General features: G+C 54.1%; 14 protein-coding genes and 3 tRNA genes. 7 read left to right on the top strand and 10 right to left on the bottom strand.

Annotated elements, in window-relative coordinates:
• Positions 1–9 precede the first annotated feature (9 nt).
• Positions 10–681, bottom strand: coding sequence for a hypothetical protein (locus ACR9EC_RS04460; RefSeq protein ID WP_435300299.1), 672 nt, complete (start codon positions 679–681; stop codon positions 10–12).
• A 122-nt stretch (positions 682–803) separates the two neighbouring features.
• On the opposite strand from ACR9EC_RS04460, the gene ACR9EC_RS04465 reads away from it, so the two are divergent.
• The 5 genes from ACR9EC_RS04465 (at position 804) to fabF (ending at position 5,757) form a co-directional block, all read left to right on the top strand.
• On the top strand, positions 804–1,988 hold the full coding sequence (locus ACR9EC_RS04465; RefSeq protein WP_435300300.1) for a PucR family transcriptional regulator: 1,185 nt from the start codon (positions 804–806) through the stop codon (positions 1,986–1,988).
• Between the two features lie 173 nt (positions 1,989–2,161).
• Positions 2,162–3,112 (top strand): ACP S-malonyltransferase, encoded by a 951-nt coding sequence (locus ACR9EC_RS04470; protein WP_435300301.1) that lies wholly within the window; start codon positions 2,162–2,164, stop codon positions 3,110–3,112.
• A 24-nt stretch (positions 3,113–3,136) separates the two neighbouring features.
• Positions 3,137–4,138: a beta-ketoacyl-ACP synthase III gene (locus ACR9EC_RS04475; protein ID WP_435300302.1), complete on the top strand. Its 1,002-nt coding sequence runs from the start codon at positions 3,137–3,139 to the stop codon at positions 4,136–4,138.
• Between the two features lie 51 nt (positions 4,139–4,189).
• Positions 4,190–4,438, top strand: a complete 249-nt coding sequence (locus ACR9EC_RS04480) for an acyl carrier protein (protein WP_435300303.1) — start codon at positions 4,190–4,192, stop codon at positions 4,436–4,438.
• A 74-nt stretch (positions 4,439–4,512) separates the two neighbouring features.
• Positions 4,513–5,757 (top strand): beta-ketoacyl-ACP synthase II, encoded by a 1,245-nt coding sequence (gene fabF, locus ACR9EC_RS04485; protein WP_435300304.1) that lies wholly within the window; start codon positions 4,513–4,515, stop codon positions 5,755–5,757.
• An 80-nt stretch (positions 5,758–5,837) separates the two neighbouring features.
• Here fabF and ACR9EC_RS04490 read toward each other — a convergent pair whose 3' ends face one another.
• From ACR9EC_RS04490 to ACR9EC_RS04510, 5 genes are all read right to left on the bottom strand, one after another.
• Positions 5,838–6,338: a DUF3145 domain-containing protein gene (locus tag ACR9EC_RS04490; protein WP_435300305.1), complete on the bottom strand. Its 501-nt coding sequence runs from the start codon at positions 6,336–6,338 to the stop codon at positions 5,838–5,840.
• A gap of 162 nt (positions 6,339–6,500) precedes the next feature.
• On the bottom strand, positions 6,501–6,989 hold the full coding sequence (gene def / locus ACR9EC_RS04495) for a peptide deformylase (protein ID WP_435300306.1): 489 nt from the start codon (positions 6,987–6,989) through the stop codon (positions 6,501–6,503).
• Positions 6,990–7,139: 150 nt separating this feature from the next.
• Positions 7,140–7,211, bottom strand: a tRNA-Asn gene (locus tag ACR9EC_RS04500).
• Positions 7,212–7,240: 29 nt separating this feature from the next.
• Positions 7,241–7,312, bottom strand: a tRNA-Asn gene (locus tag ACR9EC_RS04505).
• Between the two features lie 145 nt (positions 7,313–7,457).
• Positions 7,458–8,027, bottom strand: a complete 570-nt coding sequence (locus ACR9EC_RS04510; protein WP_435300307.1) for a hypothetical protein — start codon at positions 8,025–8,027, stop codon at positions 7,458–7,460.
• Between the two features lie 64 nt (positions 8,028–8,091).
• Here ACR9EC_RS04510 and ACR9EC_RS04515 point away from each other — a divergent pair.
• Positions 8,092–8,168 (top strand) — tRNA-Ile (locus tag ACR9EC_RS04515).
• 137 nt (positions 8,169–8,305) lie between these two features.
• Here the strand turns inward: ACR9EC_RS04515 and ACR9EC_RS04520 are convergent.
• Entirely contained in the window at positions 8,306–8,836 is a 531-nt protein-coding gene (locus tag ACR9EC_RS04520; protein WP_435300308.1) for an Ltp family lipoprotein, read from the bottom strand.
• Positions 8,837–9,035: 199 nt separating this feature from the next.
• Between ACR9EC_RS04520 and ACR9EC_RS04525 the strand changes: the two genes are divergently transcribed.
• Entirely contained in the window at positions 9,036–9,299 is a 264-nt protein-coding gene (locus ACR9EC_RS04525) for a hypothetical protein (protein WP_435300309.1), read from the top strand.
• A 405-nt stretch (positions 9,300–9,704) separates the two neighbouring features.
• Here ACR9EC_RS04525 and dnaG read toward each other — a convergent pair whose 3' ends face one another.
• The 3 genes from dnaG to ACR9EC_RS04540 all read right to left on the bottom strand — a co-directional run bounded on the left by dnaG (position 9,705) and on the right by ACR9EC_RS04540 (position 14,921).
• Complete coding sequence (gene dnaG, locus ACR9EC_RS04530) at positions 9,705–11,630, bottom strand: DNA primase (protein ID WP_435300310.1); 1,926 nt, start codon at positions 11,628–11,630, stop codon at positions 9,705–9,707.
• An 87-nt stretch (positions 11,631–11,717) separates the two neighbouring features.
• Positions 11,718–13,007 carry a deoxyguanosinetriphosphate triphosphohydrolase gene (locus ACR9EC_RS04535; RefSeq protein WP_435300311.1) on the bottom strand — a complete coding sequence of 430 codons (1,290 nt, stop codon included), beginning with the start codon at positions 13,005–13,007 and terminating at the stop codon, positions 11,718–11,720.
• Between the two features lie 9 nt (positions 13,008–13,016).
• Positions 13,017–14,921 carry a glycoside hydrolase family 13 protein gene (locus ACR9EC_RS04540; RefSeq protein ID WP_435300312.1) on the bottom strand — a complete coding sequence of 635 codons (1,905 nt, stop codon included), beginning with the start codon at positions 14,919–14,921 and terminating at the stop codon, positions 13,017–13,019.
• Positions 14,922–14,929 lie beyond the last annotated feature (8 nt).

The raw sequence follows: 14,929 nt of genomic DNA on the forward strand, positions 1-14,929 counted from the left end.
CACTGCAGGTTATCTATGTAAAACTTCCACATCGTTAACGAGTTGTGGATCAAGAATATTTACTTCTTCAATATTTGCACTGTCCAACAATTCAGAAAGCGCATTGCGTGCCTCGCTTTGCCGGTCACACCCTAAAGCTGCCCGCACCACAGCGACACCGGCAGCAGGGATATGCTCCTTAGAGCGCCAATGGGCGATACCCATGTTGTACGCATCGCAAGCCAAACCATGCTCCAGCAAAGCCCCAATTCCTGCCGTTAAAGCGGCACCCGTGTTCTCACGGGCAACAGCAGCGTTAATACGTCGAACAGCATCGTCAACATCTTTAGGCAACGACAAACGCGCAAGTTCAATCAGCGGATACCAGGCGCGTGGGTGACCAGAAAATTCTTCCGCTAACGCCCACTTAGACATCGCTAATCGGTGCTTAGCCATCTCATCGGCTGCATCTGCGGCTAGTGGGTCAACGGAATCAGTGTCAGACTGCGCAGAGTTTCGGTGCACAACTCCAACCAAAGCAGCGAACGCACGCTCATTGTTCGGGTCGTCTGCAAGCATCGCCCGTAAAGCATCTTCTTGTATCACATTATTGTGTACATGACCCGATTCCCTGCGCCTACCAACAGTAGAAGCAGAAGCGGGCCGTGCAAGTAATTTCCGTATTCGGGGCATAATGGCCATACCTCGACTGTACCTAGTTTTTGTGTTTTCTTGATGAAAACTTGAGGGTTAAGTTCACCCCGTGGGCACATCTACCACAAACACTTTGTGGGAAATGCACAAAATACAGTTATGCTCAGTGCATGCCAACAGGAGAGACCAACCAAACGCAACACAACGTTGACGGACTCGAACAAAACCAGCAACGCGTCAAAGAAGGAGCAGGACTGCTCACCTCTGCCGCGCTCAAAAAGCTTGATGAAGACCTGCCGTGGTACCGCGCTCTACCCAAAGACGACCGAGCCTGGGTCGGACTCGTCGCACAATATGGAATATCCTCATTCGTCTCGTGGTTCACAAACCCACAATTAGGAATCCAAAACGCCGGCGAAATGTTCTCCGCCGCTCCCCCAGACCTCACCCGATCCATCTCCCTACAGCACACACTACAAATCGTGCGCTGCGTCGTTGAAGTCGTAGAAAACTACTCAGACCGACTAGCCGCCCCCGGGCAAGAACAACACCTCAAAGAAGCAGTACTGCGCTACTCCCGCGAAGTCGCCTTCGAAGCCGCCGAAGTGTACGCCCGCGCCGCCGAAGTTCGCGGCGCATGGGATGCACGCCTAGAAGCCCTCGTCGTCGATGCCATCGTGCGCGGAGACCGCGACAAAACACTCCGCTCACGTGTTTCCGCTCTAGGGTGGAGCGGAGTTGGCAACGTTGTTGTGGTTGTAGGTTCCACAACTTCACAGTTCGACGACCTCAAAGCAGCCGACCTACGCCGCGCAACCCGCCGCATCGTCCAAGACGTTCTCGTAGGCATTCAAGGTGACCGCATTGTGCTCGTCCTCGGTGGCGACGGAGACCTCTTCACCGCAGCGCAAGGCCTCGCACAACGCTTTGGACCCGGTCCAGTGATCATCGGACCCATCGTTTCTAACCTCGACGACGCACCGCGCTCCGCTTCAGCAGCACTTGCAGGACTTGAAGCAGTAGCAGCATGGCCCAACGCGCCACGACCAGTAGCAGCCGACGAACTTCTCCCCGAACGCATGCTCATCGGCGACCCACTCGCACGCTCCTCACTCGTTGCGCAAGCCTACACACCTCTATCGCAAGCAGGTGGAGCACTCCTCGAAACCCTTTCCGCATATCTCGGAACAGGCCGCTCCCTCGAAGGCGCAGCACGAGACTTATACGTACACCCCAACACTGTGCGCTACCGCCTACGAAAAGTTGCAGAACTAACCGGATGGGACCCACTTGATGCCCGTGAATCGTTCGTCCTCCAAGTGGCGTTAGCAGCTGGACGACTCCCGATCGAGTAGCTTCCTCGATACAGAAGTGTGATTTTGGAGCACAGCACCAAATGAATCACCCCTCAAAGGCGCATTCTACGGCGGTTTTTCCTCTACGTTTGTGGAAACCCTACAAAACAGTGGAACACACTTGTGTGCGTCAGTACCTACCGATACAACGAAACATCAGGCAGAGTTGAAGCGTGCTAGCAGTAGTGTGCCCGGGACAGGGCTCTCAAACCCCAGGAATGCTCGAACCATGGCTTGCCCTTCCAGGCGTCAAAGAGCAACTCGAAACATTCAGCGACGCAGCGAACCTAGACTTAATCGCTCACGGAACAACATCCGACGCTGAAACAATCCGCGATACCGCGGTTGCGCAACCGCTAATTGTTGCCGCCAGCCTCATCTCGTTGCGCGCATTGTTTCCAACAGCCGACGATGTACAAGCCCACGTCGCAGTAGCAGCAGGCCACTCCGTTGGAGAATTTGCGGCCAGCGCAGTAGCAGGAGTCCTCACTGACGCTTCAGCCGTCGGTTTAGTTTCTCACCGTGCACGGTTCATGGCTGAAGCTGCCGCAGCCACCCCAACAGGCATGTCTGCCGTTGTTGGTGGAGTCGCAGAAGAAGTATTCGAAGCAATCACTGCCGCCGGACTGCACCCCGCAAACGTGAACTCTTCAGGGCAAGTAGTCGCCGCCGGTGACCTCGACTCTCTCGCACGCCTAGCAGCCAACGCACCCGCTCGCGCACGTGTCATGCCACTCAAAGTTGCTGGAGCTTTCCACACCCCATTCATGCAAAGCGCACACGACCAGTTCGCACCTATCGCAGCGCAATGGCCTGCCGCAGACCCAATTATCTCCTTGCTCTCCAACAAAAACGGAGAAGCATTCACTGCAGGGGCCAACAATCACGGTGTCGGCAAAGACGTACTCGACACACTCACCCACCAAATCGTGAACCCCGTGCGCTGGGACCTCTGCCAAGAAACCCTCACTGGTTTAGGCATCACAGGTCTACTAGAACTCTCACCAGGTGGAGTGCTCTCAGGCCTAGCAAAACGCTCCATGCCAGGGGTTGAATACCTCCCCATCAAGTCAGTTGACGACCTTGACGCTGCACGCGCCTTCATCAGCCAACACACCAAATAAGATTCCCGTCTAAGGAAAGTTGCCATGACTTCACTGAAGCAAAGCGAAGGATCAGCCTTCTCCAAAATCTACGCTTTTGGCGCAGAACGCGGAGAAAACGTTGTCACCAACGACGATATCGCTGGCCCGATTGACTCCTCCGACGAATGGATCCGTCAGCGCACCGGAATTGTTACGCGTCGCCGCGCACACAACCACGAAACAGTCATCGACTTATCTGTACGCGCCGCAGAAAAAGCCATCGCAAAAGCCGGCATCGACCCAACCGAAATCGGTGCGGTCATCGTCAGCACGGTAACGCACTTCCACCAAACACCTTCAGCGGCAGCAATCATCGCCGACAAAATCGGGGCAACACCAGCGGCTGCGTTCGACATCTCCGCAGCGTGTGCAGGCTACACCTACGGAATCGCGCAAGCTGACGCACTCGTACGATCAGGCGCAGCAAAATTCGTACTCATTATCGGTGCCGAAAAAATGAGTGACTTCATTGACCCAACGGACCGCTCAATCTCGTTCCTCCTCGGAGACGGCGCAGGAGCAGTCATCGTCGGCCCATCAGACCAACCCGGTATCGGAAAAACCGTGTGGGGTTCCAACGGTGCACGAGCCGACGCAATCTACCAAACACACGCATGGGACGAACTGCGCGACAAGCCAGAACTTGGTTGGCCAACACTACGCCAAGACGGACCATCCGTGTTCAAATGGGCGAGCTTCAAAATGGCACCAATCGCACTCGAAGCAATTGCTGCCGCAGGCCTCACCCCGCAAGACATTGACGTGTTTGTTCCTCACCAAGCAAATATGCGTATCATCGATCAGATGATCAAACAGATCAACCTTCCCGATTCAGTCGTTGTTGGACGTGACATCGCAGACACAGGTAACACCTCTGCCGCGTCCATTCCGCTAGCAATCGACCGTCTAATCGAAGAAGGACAAGCGAAGTCCGGTGACCTCTGCCTACAAATTGGGTTTGGTGCTGGTCTCGTTTATGCCGCTCAAGTAGTTGTGCTTCCCTAAGTTCACTGCTGAAGTAGCTTTAAAAAAACAGAAAGATAACAAGGAGAAATCATGGCTTACACAGAGCAGGACATCCTCGCAGGCCTCGCAGAAATCGTTGCTGAAGAGACCGGTCTTCCAACAGACACCATCACCGCTGAGAAGTCATTCGTAGATGACCTTGACATCGACTCACTCGCAATCATGACGATTGTTACCAACGCTGAGGACAAGTTCGACGTCACCATCCCAGACGACGCTGCAAAAGACTTCAACACTGTTGGCGACGCTGTGAACTTCATCAACGGAGCACAGGCGTAAGTTTGTCTCGCGTGGGGGCGGCGTTAGGCTGCCCCCACACCCATAATCCCTAACTAGTTTTCGAGGAGATGACCATGTCAACCGTCCCAGAAGTCGTCGTTACTGGACTCGGTGCCACCACTCCCCTTGGCGGAGACGTGGCGTCTACCTGGAAGGCCGCACTCGCTGGCCAATCGGGTGCCCGCACTTTAGATAATGACTGGGCAGAAAAGTACGGCATCAACGTTAACTTTGCTGCACAAATCGCAGTAAACCCCGAAGATGTGCTTCCCCGTCCTTACATCAAACGCATGGACCCATCCGCGCAATACGCGATCATCGCAACCCGCGAAGCATGGGCTGACGCTGGGTCACCTGAAGTAGACCCACACCGCCTCGGCACTGTCGTGTCTTCTGGAATCGGTGGCATTTGGACTACCCTCAACGCGTGGGACACTCTTCAAGAGCGTGGCGCACGCCGAGTTCTTCCTATGACTGTACCGATGCTCATGCCAAACTCACCGTCGGCATACGTTGAGCTTGAAATCGGTGCTAAAGCAGGTGCTCACGCACTCGTATCAGCTTGCGCTTCTGGTGCTGAAGCAATCGGATATGCCGTCGACATGATCCAATCTGGGCGTGCCGACATCGTGGTAGCCGGTGGAACCGAAGCATGCCTACACCCCATGCCATTGGCTGCTTTTGCCGCATCACGCACGCTCTCAACACGCAACGACGACCCACAGGGAGCGTCACGCCCTTACGACATTAACCGTGACGGCTTCGTCATGGGTGAAGGTTCCGGTATCGTCGTGCTCGAAAGCGCTGAACACGCTAAAGCGCGTGGTGCACGCGTGTACGCGAAGATTTCTGGTGTTGGCTTGTCTTCAGACGCATATCACTTGACGTCACCTGAACCTAACGGTGAAGGCCAAATCGCAGCAATGAAGATGGCTGTAAGCCGCGCCGGCATTGACTACTCTGATATTCATCACGTCAACGCACACGCCACATCAACCACTGTTGGTGACCTCATCGAAGCACGCGCGATCCGCACACTCCTAGCAGACGAAGCCGACCACGTTGCTTTGTCTGCGACGAAGTCACTCACAGGTCACCTACTTGGTGGTGCTGGAGCGCTCGAAACCATCTTCACAGTTTTGGCAATCAACGACCGTGTTGCTCCACCAACCATTAACGTGTCAGACCCAGATCCAGAACTAACCCTTGACCTTGTTCGCGACACGCCTCGAGACCTTCCTCAAGGTGATATCGCCGCTATCAATAACTCATTCGGTTTTGGTGGCCACAACGTTGCGCTGGTCGTCCAAAACGCGTAAGTGACACTCTAACGCTCACTATATGGGTGTGGGTGGTAAGAACGAATCTGTTCTTACCACCCACACCCATATTTTTTGGTTTAACCGACGTAATGCAGCCAACGCACTGGGGCACCGTCACCAGCGAATCTAAAGGGTTCGAGTTCTTCATCCCATGCGGTACCTAATGCCAGATCAAGCTCTTGACGCATACGATATGCGTCATGTGAATGCTCTAACGCTGTTCGGATCCGAGTCTCAGAGACCATGACATTACCGTGCACGTCAATGTGCGCATGAAATATGCCAAGAGATGGGGTGTGGCTCCAGCGTGAACCGTCTACACCAAAAGAGGGGTCTTCTGTCACTTCAAAACGTAACTGGTCCCAGCCTCGCAAAGCTGACACTATTTTGGCGCCGCTTCCCTGTTTCCCTTGCCAGGAGAACTCTGTACGCACCAAATTAGGTGCGGCAGGTTGATCTATCCAGTCAAAGTTTGCGGGTACGCCAAGAACGTTCGTGACTGCCCATTCGATGTGTGGACACATCGCACGAGGTGCAGAATGCACGAAGAAGACACCGCGCGTCAAAACGCTTGTCATCAGTTCCTCCTTGGTTGAGGTCCGTCTTCCCCTACGTCCTCGTCCAAGTGAACTACCAGCGTATACGTGCTGTCTGAAACTATGTTGCCGTAAATTATGTAAACGCGCCAGCCTGAGATGCACGAAATTTTTTAATTTCGTGCATCTCTTTTTCGCAAAATGTTACAAAGACTCCCGTAATTCGCGCATTGCACGACGACGCACGGAACGTTCTAGCCGGTCAAGGTATAACTTGCCGTCCAAGTGGTCAGTCTCGTGCTGTAGGCAACGGGCCATCAATTCTGTGCCCTCAACAATAATTTTTTTGCCATCGAGGTCAATACCTTCGACTCGGGCATACCATGCACGCTTTGTGGGGTACCACAAGCGTGGCACGGAGAGGCAGCCTTCTTCCCCGTCTTGGAACCTATCTTCTGACAGTTCAACAATTCGAGGGTTGAGAATGTACCCGAGGTCGTCTTCAATGTTCCACGCAAAAGCACGAAGGTTGACACCGATTTGGTTAGCGGCCAAACCTGCGCGACCTTCCATATCTACGGTTTCAAGAAGATCTTCAACGAGGTTTTTCACCTTCGAGTCAATCGTGGTGATCTCTTCGCATGCGGTACGCAGCACTGGATCGGGTACAACACGAATTTCTCTGATTGCCATGAGTCCTATTGTTCCATGAAAAGACGAAGCCAAAGAATACGCCACGAAGGCTACAGCTCGCTTTTGTGCAAAATCACTACGATGTTTTCTATGCGTACACAACACGCATAGGGAAAGAAAAAGACCCAAGTTAAACTTGGATCTTTACTGCTCCCGCGACTGGATTCGAACCAGTGACCGTCCGATTAACAGTCGGATGCTCTGCCGCTGAGCTACGCGGGAAGGTGATACTGCTGTATTTAGTTGTATCGCTCCCGCGACTGGATTCGAACCAGTGACCGTCCGATTAACAGTCGGATGCTCTGCCGCTGAGCTACGCGGGAATGCTGCTCCACAAGGTTACCCAAGTTATGTGCGGAAATGAAATCAGGTGATTCGACCTGCACCATTGTGTAACCACATGGCTTCACTACGCATGCGTGTAAGCGCACGGCAGTGAATGCTGCAGATAAAACTGTAGCAGGTTTTTTAGTGGGCTCCGGACACTTCCCGGAGTCGTCCGACGACAGGGTGAACAAGACGCATCACTTCTGGAGCATTTGGGTCAACCCCGGGGTCGCACACTACTTGAATAAAGAGATCCCCAGTTTCTGCTCGACGCACCGCAACACGTGCACTTTCCGCAGAAGTAAGCGGAACAGTCTCGCTCATAATCACAGAGTTTTCTACTCGTTCGCGCAACACAGTCAAAAACCTGACCGGAACTTCTTGCGGGACATGCATAACAAGCGGTCCTAACGATGTGGTGAATGACACTCTGATACGCCTGGTTGCGGGTTCCCAGCCTGCGCGATCAACGTCACACCAAGAAATTTTGGTAACTTCAACGAGTTCGCTGTTAACGCAGTACAAAGCTTTTCGAGTCGCTACCGCCCACATCGTCGTGTGTGGTTCAAGCGCGGTATCTTGCGCGTCAGAGTCAGCCTGAGCAGGGTTTGTGTCGTCTACATACGACGTCCACGCCAAAGGTGATTCTGCTTTGGTTTTCCGTAGTACAGCACGCACGTTCTCTGGCAGACGCTCTTTTTTCGCAAACATAGACTCCACGTTAATGCGAGACAGAATTAAACGACAGAGGAAAAACACGCTAATCTATACCTGCGCCCCAATAGCTCAGTTGGTCAGAGCAGGGAACTCATAATTCCTTGGTCGCGGGTTCAAGTCCTGCTTGGGGCACCAGCAATTAAGCCGAAACAGCAAAACGGCACCCGGCTTAGGGTAGCCACTAGGGTAGCCAAAGGCTAAAACTAGTGATTACGGTTGCCGCAAACATTAGGTCCCACCTTCGCTTTAGAAGGTAGGACCTAATGTTATTTCTATTTGTTTAGGTTTTTTATAGCGTAATCCGCTTGCTTCTTTGTGAACTGCTCACCGTATTCACTAGTGAGTTGGTCATGAATGCCAGCATCAGACATAGACGCAGTTTCGCGGTATGACTTGGCCGCTTTGAGTGCCTGCTCGTTCCAGTTCACTTCGACGTTATCAACCGCGTATTGGGCTGCTTTTTTCGGGAACTTTTCACCATATTCGCTTGTCAACTGGTCGTATAGGCCTTTTTCGCTGAAGTGTGCGAATTCTAGATAATTTTGTGCTGTTGTAAGTGCTGCCGTATATTCCGCAGGGACTGCTTCTTTTTCCTCTTTAGCAGTCTCTTCTTCAGTGGGTTTTTCTTCTGCTGCTTTTGTGGTTTCTTCTTCAGAAGGCATGTTGGCGTGCTCTTCTTGAGCAGCAGGCACTTCTGCGTCTGTTGCTTCGCAACCGCTTAGAGCTGAGCCGCTTAATGCTATGGAGAAAATTCCTGCGAGGACTGTGAGTAATTGTTTCTTTTGTAGTGCGGGGGTGGCCATCAAGCATTGCCTTTCATCCAGTTTTCTTATTTAAGGGTTATATCTGATGGTATGCCTTTAGACGCTTTTTCGGGAGTGTATAAAACAAACACCACCAACGAGGACCGCCAACAGCAGGCCGCTACAGAAACCTCGTCAACCCCATGCAGAACCAAACTCTGTGCGGCGCGGAATATTACCGATGTGTAAGGTGGGCATCATGAGCAACATCGCGTCCGTATACGTCACTGGGCTTTCTGTTGAAGAAGCCCAATCACGGGCGCGAGCATGGAACGACAAAAATAAACAATTTTTAGTTGTAGACGCTGAAGAAGATCCCGGAATTTATGCCGGATACGATGTTGTTATTGACGGCTACTATGTAGCGGGTATTGACGGAGACCAAGCAGCACGTGATCTAGCAAAATTTCTCGGAAACGCTGCAACCGCTAAAGACTTAGAGCAGCAAACGACTGCGCAGTAAACCCGTCTTTAATGAAGCAACGATGGGACCCTCGGCCCGCACGTTCTGACGGTCTATTATTTCAAGACTGGTGCGGGATTAGGTCCCATCTACCCACAAGGCTAGCCGTGTTGGTATTCAAAAGCTACAGAAAAACGATGGGACCCTCGGCCCGGGTGTTCTGACGGCTTATTATTTCAAAGCTGACCCAGGATTAGGTCCCATCTACGCACTAGTTTACGACCCCATTCCATCCAAGCACCATAGAAAATAAAAAGTAGGGACCTCGGCCCGGGCGTTCAACCGTCCTGTTATTTCAAGACTTGCCCGGGATAGATCCCTACAATTTCAGAATATCTCGTGCGGTCGAAACCTGCTACCAGCACAAATCCGCCCACCGTTGTCTCTTACGGTGGGCGGACTTTATTAATCTGATTCGACTTCGCGAAGCATCCGGCGTTGCGCTTCAAGTTCAAGCAGTGTGCGATAGATCGCTTCATACTCGTGCGGGTTCGTTTGGGGATTTGCACGCTGCAACCGGCTTTTCACGTCGCCGATCTGTCGTGTGATTCCCATGTCGATGAACGCCCGCACAATGCCCTGCGCATACCCTTCAATAGCTTCTTGGCGGTCTTCGGGCAATGGCGCAACGGCAAGCTCGTTCACAAGCGCAATAACTGGCTGCGCCGCATTCTGCGCTACTAACGCCACCCACTCGGTCGTGGTGCACTGTTGTGCTTCTGTAAGGCCCCCAGCCGCTCGCACAGCATCGAACACTGCACGCCACACCGGAACCAAAAACGCTTGCGGTGGAAGCGCATCAATCACTTGTGCAGCGAGCGCGTGGGGGTGTTGCAGGATTACTTCTAATGTTTGGCGTTCTAGTCGTGCGACGGGGTCGCGCATGTCTGGGGTGCCGAGTTGTGTGTTGTTTTGTTCTGTGGCGGTGGTGTCGTCGTGTGTGTTGCGTTGTTTTGTGTGTTGTTGAGGGTTGCGTGTGGCGTAGCTGACGGCTTTGCGTACGGATTCGTAGTCTGTGCCTAGCCATCCGGCGAGTAGGCGCGTGTATTCGGGGCGTAATGCGTTGTCTCGGATTCCTGCGACCATGGGGGCGCATGCTCGTAGAGCTCCGACGCGGCCTTCTGCTGTGTCTAGGTTGAATTCTTTGAGGGTGGTTTGGATGACGAATGCGAAGAGGGGTGTGCGTCCTTCGATGAGGGCTTTTACTGCTTGTGGGCCTTTTTTTAGGCGGAGGTCGCAGGGGTCCATGCCGGTTGGTTCTACTGCTACGAAGGTTTGTGCATAGAATTTTTGGTCTTCGCCGAATGCGCGTATTGCTGCTTTTTGGCCTGCTGCGTCTCCGTCGAAGGTGAAGATGATTTCTCCGCCTACGGTGCCGCCGTTGGGTAGGCGTACTCCCCCGCCGGCGTTGGTGTCGCCGATGAGTCGGCGGACGAAGCGTACGTGGTCGCTGCCGAATGCGGTGCCGCAGGTTGCGACGGCGGTTGTTACGCCTGATAGGTGTGCGGCCATGACGTCTGTGTAGCCTTCGACGACGACGATCTTTTTTGTTTTCGCTATTTCGCGTTTTGCGAGGTCGATGCCGTAGAGGACTGATGATTTTTTGTATAGGGCGGTTTCTGGGGTGTTTAAGTATTTTGGCCCTTGGTCGTCTTCGTAGAGTCTGCGTGCTCCGAATCCGATGGTTTCTCCGGTGACGTCGCGGATTGGCCACATGAGTCGGCCTCTGAACCGGTCGTAGTTGCCTCGGTTTCCTTGGGACATGAGGCCGGAGATGTTGAGTTCTTGCTCGGTGAAGCCTTTGCTGCGCAGCACTTTGTAGAGGTTGTCCCAGCCTTGTGGGGCGTAGCCTACGCCGAAGTGTTCGGCGTCTTCTTTTGTGAAGCTGCGTTCGTGGAGGAATGCGCGTGCTGTGACGGCTTCTGGTGTGTGGAGTTGCTCTTGGTAGTATGCGGTGGCTATGCGATGCATTTCTAGGAGCCTCTGTCGGCGTCCTGGTTGTTCGTCTGGGGAGCGTTCGCTGCCTTCTTCGTAGCGTAGTTGTAGTCCGATGCGGGAGGCGAGGTGTTCGACTGCGTCTGAGAAGCCGAGTCCGTCAATTTTCATGACGAAGGAGATGACGTCTCCGCCTTCGCCGCATCCGAAGCAGTGCCAGCGGCCTACTTGTGGTCGTACGTGGAATGATGGGGTTTTTTCGTCGTGGAATGGGCAGAGCCCTTTCATTGACCCTACGCCTGCTGTTTTGAGCGTGACTTGTTCACCAACGACGTCTTCTATTCGTGTGCGTTCACGTACCGCGTCTACGTCTTCGCGTTTTATTAGCCCAGCCACGTGCTCATTCTAGGCGTTGTGGGGGCTTGTATGAAGAAACACAGCCAAAGATGTATGTAACACGTCATGTGGGTTGTGTTATTGGGGTTAGAGGAAGAGCTGTTCGCCTTTTTGGCAGTAGCGTTCGTGCCAGCGCAGTACGCTGACGTCTGTGAGTGATGCTACTTGGTCGATGATGACGCGGAGTTTCGCTGCGTCGTCGCGTGCCACGTGCCAGTCTCCGCGGAATGCTGGTTCGAGTGCATCTGCTCCGTGGATGGTGAGTGCTTTGACGAGGTCTTGAATGATTTCGCGTTGGTTGATGTAGGTGCGTTGGTGTTCTCGCGGTGCCATAACGTAGGCGACTGCGAGTCCTTTCAGGACGAGGATTTCGGCGTTTGTTTCTTGTGGGACGATCAGTTCTGCGTTGTAGCGGGTGAGTGGTCCGTCGCCGTATGTGTCGCGGGTTGCTGTTTGTGAGGCTTGGGCGAACCGGCCGATGAGTTGGCTTGTTGCGTCTTTGAGGACGGCTAGGGATCGTCGTGACCCGTCGAAGTCGGTGACGAGTAGGCTGTCTGCTGCGAGGCGGCCGAAGGCTGCGCGTAGTTCCTCGTCGGTGACGGATTCTCCGTACCATTGTTTTGTTACGTCGATGACGCGTTCGAGTTCTTCGTCTGCGCGCAGCATTGCTAGGTCGAGGGTGCCACCTGCTATTGCGTCTTCGACGTCGTGTACGGAGTATGAGATGTCGTCTGCGAGGTCCATGACCTGCGATTCCATACATTTTTTGCCTTCGGGTGCGCCTTCGCGCAGCCAGTCGAAGACGCGTTGGTCGTCAACGTATACACCAAATTTGTGGGTTGTTTTCCCGTTAGTGTGGGGGCGGTTTGTGTATCCCCACGGGTATTTCACTGAAGCGTCGAGGCTGGCGCGGGTCAGGTTCAGTCCTGCTGGGACTCCCACGGGCGAAAAGACTTTGGCTTCTAGTCGGGTTAGGATCCGCAGGGTTTGTGCGTTGCCTTCAAAGCCGCCGATGTCTTGTGCGATCTCTGCTAAGGCTCGTTCGCCGTTGTGCCCGAAGGGTGGGTGGCCGAGGTCGTGTGCAAGGCATGCCGTGTCTACGACGTCGGGGTCGCACCCTAAGGCTTTTCCGAGTTCGCGGCCGACTTGGGCGACTTCTAGGGTGTGGGTCAGTCGGTTACGAATAAAGTCGTTACTGGAGGGTCCCAATACTTGAGTTTTGTCTGACAGGCGACGTAACGCAGAAGAATGCACAAGGCGCGCCCGGTCGCGTTCGAAGGGCGTACGATTCTTGCTTTTGGGTGCTTCGTGCACCCAACGTTGCATGTCGGATGGCTCGTATCCGAGCCCGTCAAGGCTGATGACCTGTTGTTCCACGGTTCAACACTAACGAAGATTACCGTCGTGTCGATAGTTTAGACGCCAAATGTGGACAGATGAACCTACTTGAGGTAGCACATATTCGTCGCCGTCAATGTGTATGTCGTGTGCCCCATACAGTGTCTGTGGGACAGGAGTTGTGTCGTAGTTAAGCCCTGCGCTGATGCCAACGGACACGCGTGCACCGTTCCACCGGCTGCGTGCAATAAGCACGAGGACGCATTCGTCAGGTGTTTCGCGGACGTAGGCGACTGCATCGTCGTCAGTGACGATCCACCGTAGTCCGCCTACTTGTAGGGCTTTCGATTCGGAACGGACGCGGATCAGTGCCCGATAGGTGTCGTGGGTGGGCTGGTGCCATCGTGTTGGATCGTTCCACGGCATTGTTTTGCGTGCGTGTTCGCCGTTTATTCCGGTGAGGCCCACTTCATCGCCAGCAAAAACAACCGGGTTTCCTAGGTATGTGAAGAGTAGTCCGGCTGCCACTTCGGTCATGTCGTCTGTGCCGATGAGGGTGCGCAAGCGCGGTGTGTCGTGTGAGCCGAGCATGTTCCAGTGGTCTCGGCTGACGGTGAACGGAACCTGTGCAGCAAATTCGCGCATGACCTGAACCATTGTTGTTCCGCTGCGGCGGATGAGTGGTGCGGGTAGCCCGAACGCTGGTGTGTTTTGGTCGTGGTGTGCGATGAATGACCACACTGGGCGGGTGAACGCCGAATAGTTCATGTTTCCATGCCAGCCGTCGCCGTCTAGGTCTGTGCTTGCGTCGTGGAAGTGTTCTGAAATTAGCAGTGACTGCGCGTTGATGTCAGTCATGGTGGTGCGGATACGACGAGCAATGTCTGTGGTCATGTTGTCGTTGCCGTAGCGTCCGGTCATGTTTGCTACGTCTACTCGCCACCCGTCGATAGAAAATGGGGGTTGCATCCATGTTCCGATGATGGACTGTGGGCCGTCAATCATGCGTGCGGTGAGGGCGTGGGAGTTGTAGTTGAGTTTGGGTAGCGAGGGGTGTTCGAGCCAGCAGGCGTACCCGGTTTCGTCGTCGGTCCAGTAATAGTAGGAGTGTTCTTCACTGGCCGGATCGGTGGCTGCGGTTGTGAACCATGAGTGGCTGACGCCGGTGTGGTTTGTTGTAATGTCACCGATGATTTTCATTCCGCGGCTGTGGATCTGTTCGATGAGTCGCGTGTATGCCTCGTTGCCGCCGAGGAGTGGGTCAACGCAGTCGAATGTGGATGCGTCGTATCGGTGGTTTGATTCGCCTGGGAAGATCGGTGTCAGGTAGACGGTGGTGACTCCGAGGTCTTTCAGGTAGTCCACGTGTTCGGTGATGCCGTCGAGGTCGCCACCGAAGTAGTGGTGTGCCACTCCTAGCCCCTCTGGAATAGGGTCCTCGTCCCAGTGTGCTGCGGGAATCGCCCAGTGTGGTAGCTGTGTTTCAGTCAATGCGGGTGCGTGTGTTGAGCGCGCAAACCTGTCTGGGAATATTTGGTAGACGATCCCGTCATGCAGCCATGCTGGGGCTGGCTGGTGCACGGTTATTTTGAAGTCGTGGCTGTCTGGAACGTCTTGGTAATGCAGTCCGGTGCCGTTAAGCCACGCGTAGTCGTTGTCGAACGCGAAAAAGAATCGGTAGGACGTTACTGGATTGTGGACGAGGAGCCGTGCCTCATACCAGCGTTCGTACGGGTTCTCTGCAACGATGTGTGCCGGTGTGAGGCGCGGTTCGCCGTCTCTGACGCTGCGGAGATGTACAGCGGTTTCGTGGTAGCTGAGTGGCACTCGCACTCGCACGGTTACGTACTCCCCACGGTGTGGCGTGATGGGGTGGACGTATAGTTCGCTTCCATCGTGGTGCGGTTCTGTTGGAACGCTGGATGGGTTGTCCGTGCGAGCGTCGAGCGCCATTGTTGCTT

Origin of the sequence: Timonella sp. A28 (genome assembly GCF_051200815.1) — a bacterium.
GTDB lineage: Bacteria > Actinomycetota > Actinomycetes > Actinomycetales > Cellulomonadaceae > Timonella.

Excerpts from the sequence above, each read along its gene's own strand:
- ACR9EC_RS04460 (WP_435300299.1), bottom strand. The coding sequence starts at position 681 with ATGGCCATTATGCCCCGAATACGGAAATTACTTGCACGGCCCGCTTCT.
- ACR9EC_RS04465 (WP_435300300.1), top strand. The coding sequence starts at position 804 with ATGCCAACAGGAGAGACCAACCAAACGCAACACAACGTTGACGGACTC.
- ACR9EC_RS04475 (WP_435300302.1), top strand. The coding sequence starts at position 3,137 with ATGACTTCACTGAAGCAAAGCGAAGGATCAGCCTTCTCCAAAATCTAC.
- ACR9EC_RS04480 (WP_435300303.1), top strand. The coding sequence starts at position 4,190 with ATGGCTTACACAGAGCAGGACATCCTCGCAGGCCTCGCAGAAATCGTT.
- fabF (WP_435300304.1), top strand. The coding sequence starts at position 4,513 with ATGTCAACCGTCCCAGAAGTCGTCGTTACTGGACTCGGTGCCACCACT.
- ACR9EC_RS04490 (WP_435300305.1), bottom strand. The coding sequence starts at position 6,338 with ATGACAAGCGTTTTGACGCGCGGTGTCTTCTTCGTGCATTCTGCACCT.
- def (WP_435300306.1), bottom strand. The coding sequence starts at position 6,989 with ATGGCAATCAGAGAAATTCGTGTTGTACCCGATCCAGTGCTGCGTACC.
- ACR9EC_RS04510 (WP_435300307.1), bottom strand. The coding sequence starts at position 8,027 with ATGTTTGCGAAAAAAGAGCGTCTGCCAGAGAACGTGCGTGCTGTACTA.
- ACR9EC_RS04520 (WP_435300308.1), bottom strand. The coding sequence starts at position 8,836 with ATGGCCACCCCCGCACTACAAAAGAAACAATTACTCACAGTCCTCGCA.
- ACR9EC_RS04525 (WP_435300309.1), top strand. The coding sequence starts at position 9,036 with ATGAGCAACATCGCGTCCGTATACGTCACTGGGCTTTCTGTTGAAGAA.
- ACR9EC_RS04540 (WP_435300312.1), bottom strand. The coding sequence starts at position 14,921 with ATGGCGCTCGACGCTCGCACGGACAACCCATCCAGCGTTCCAACAGAA.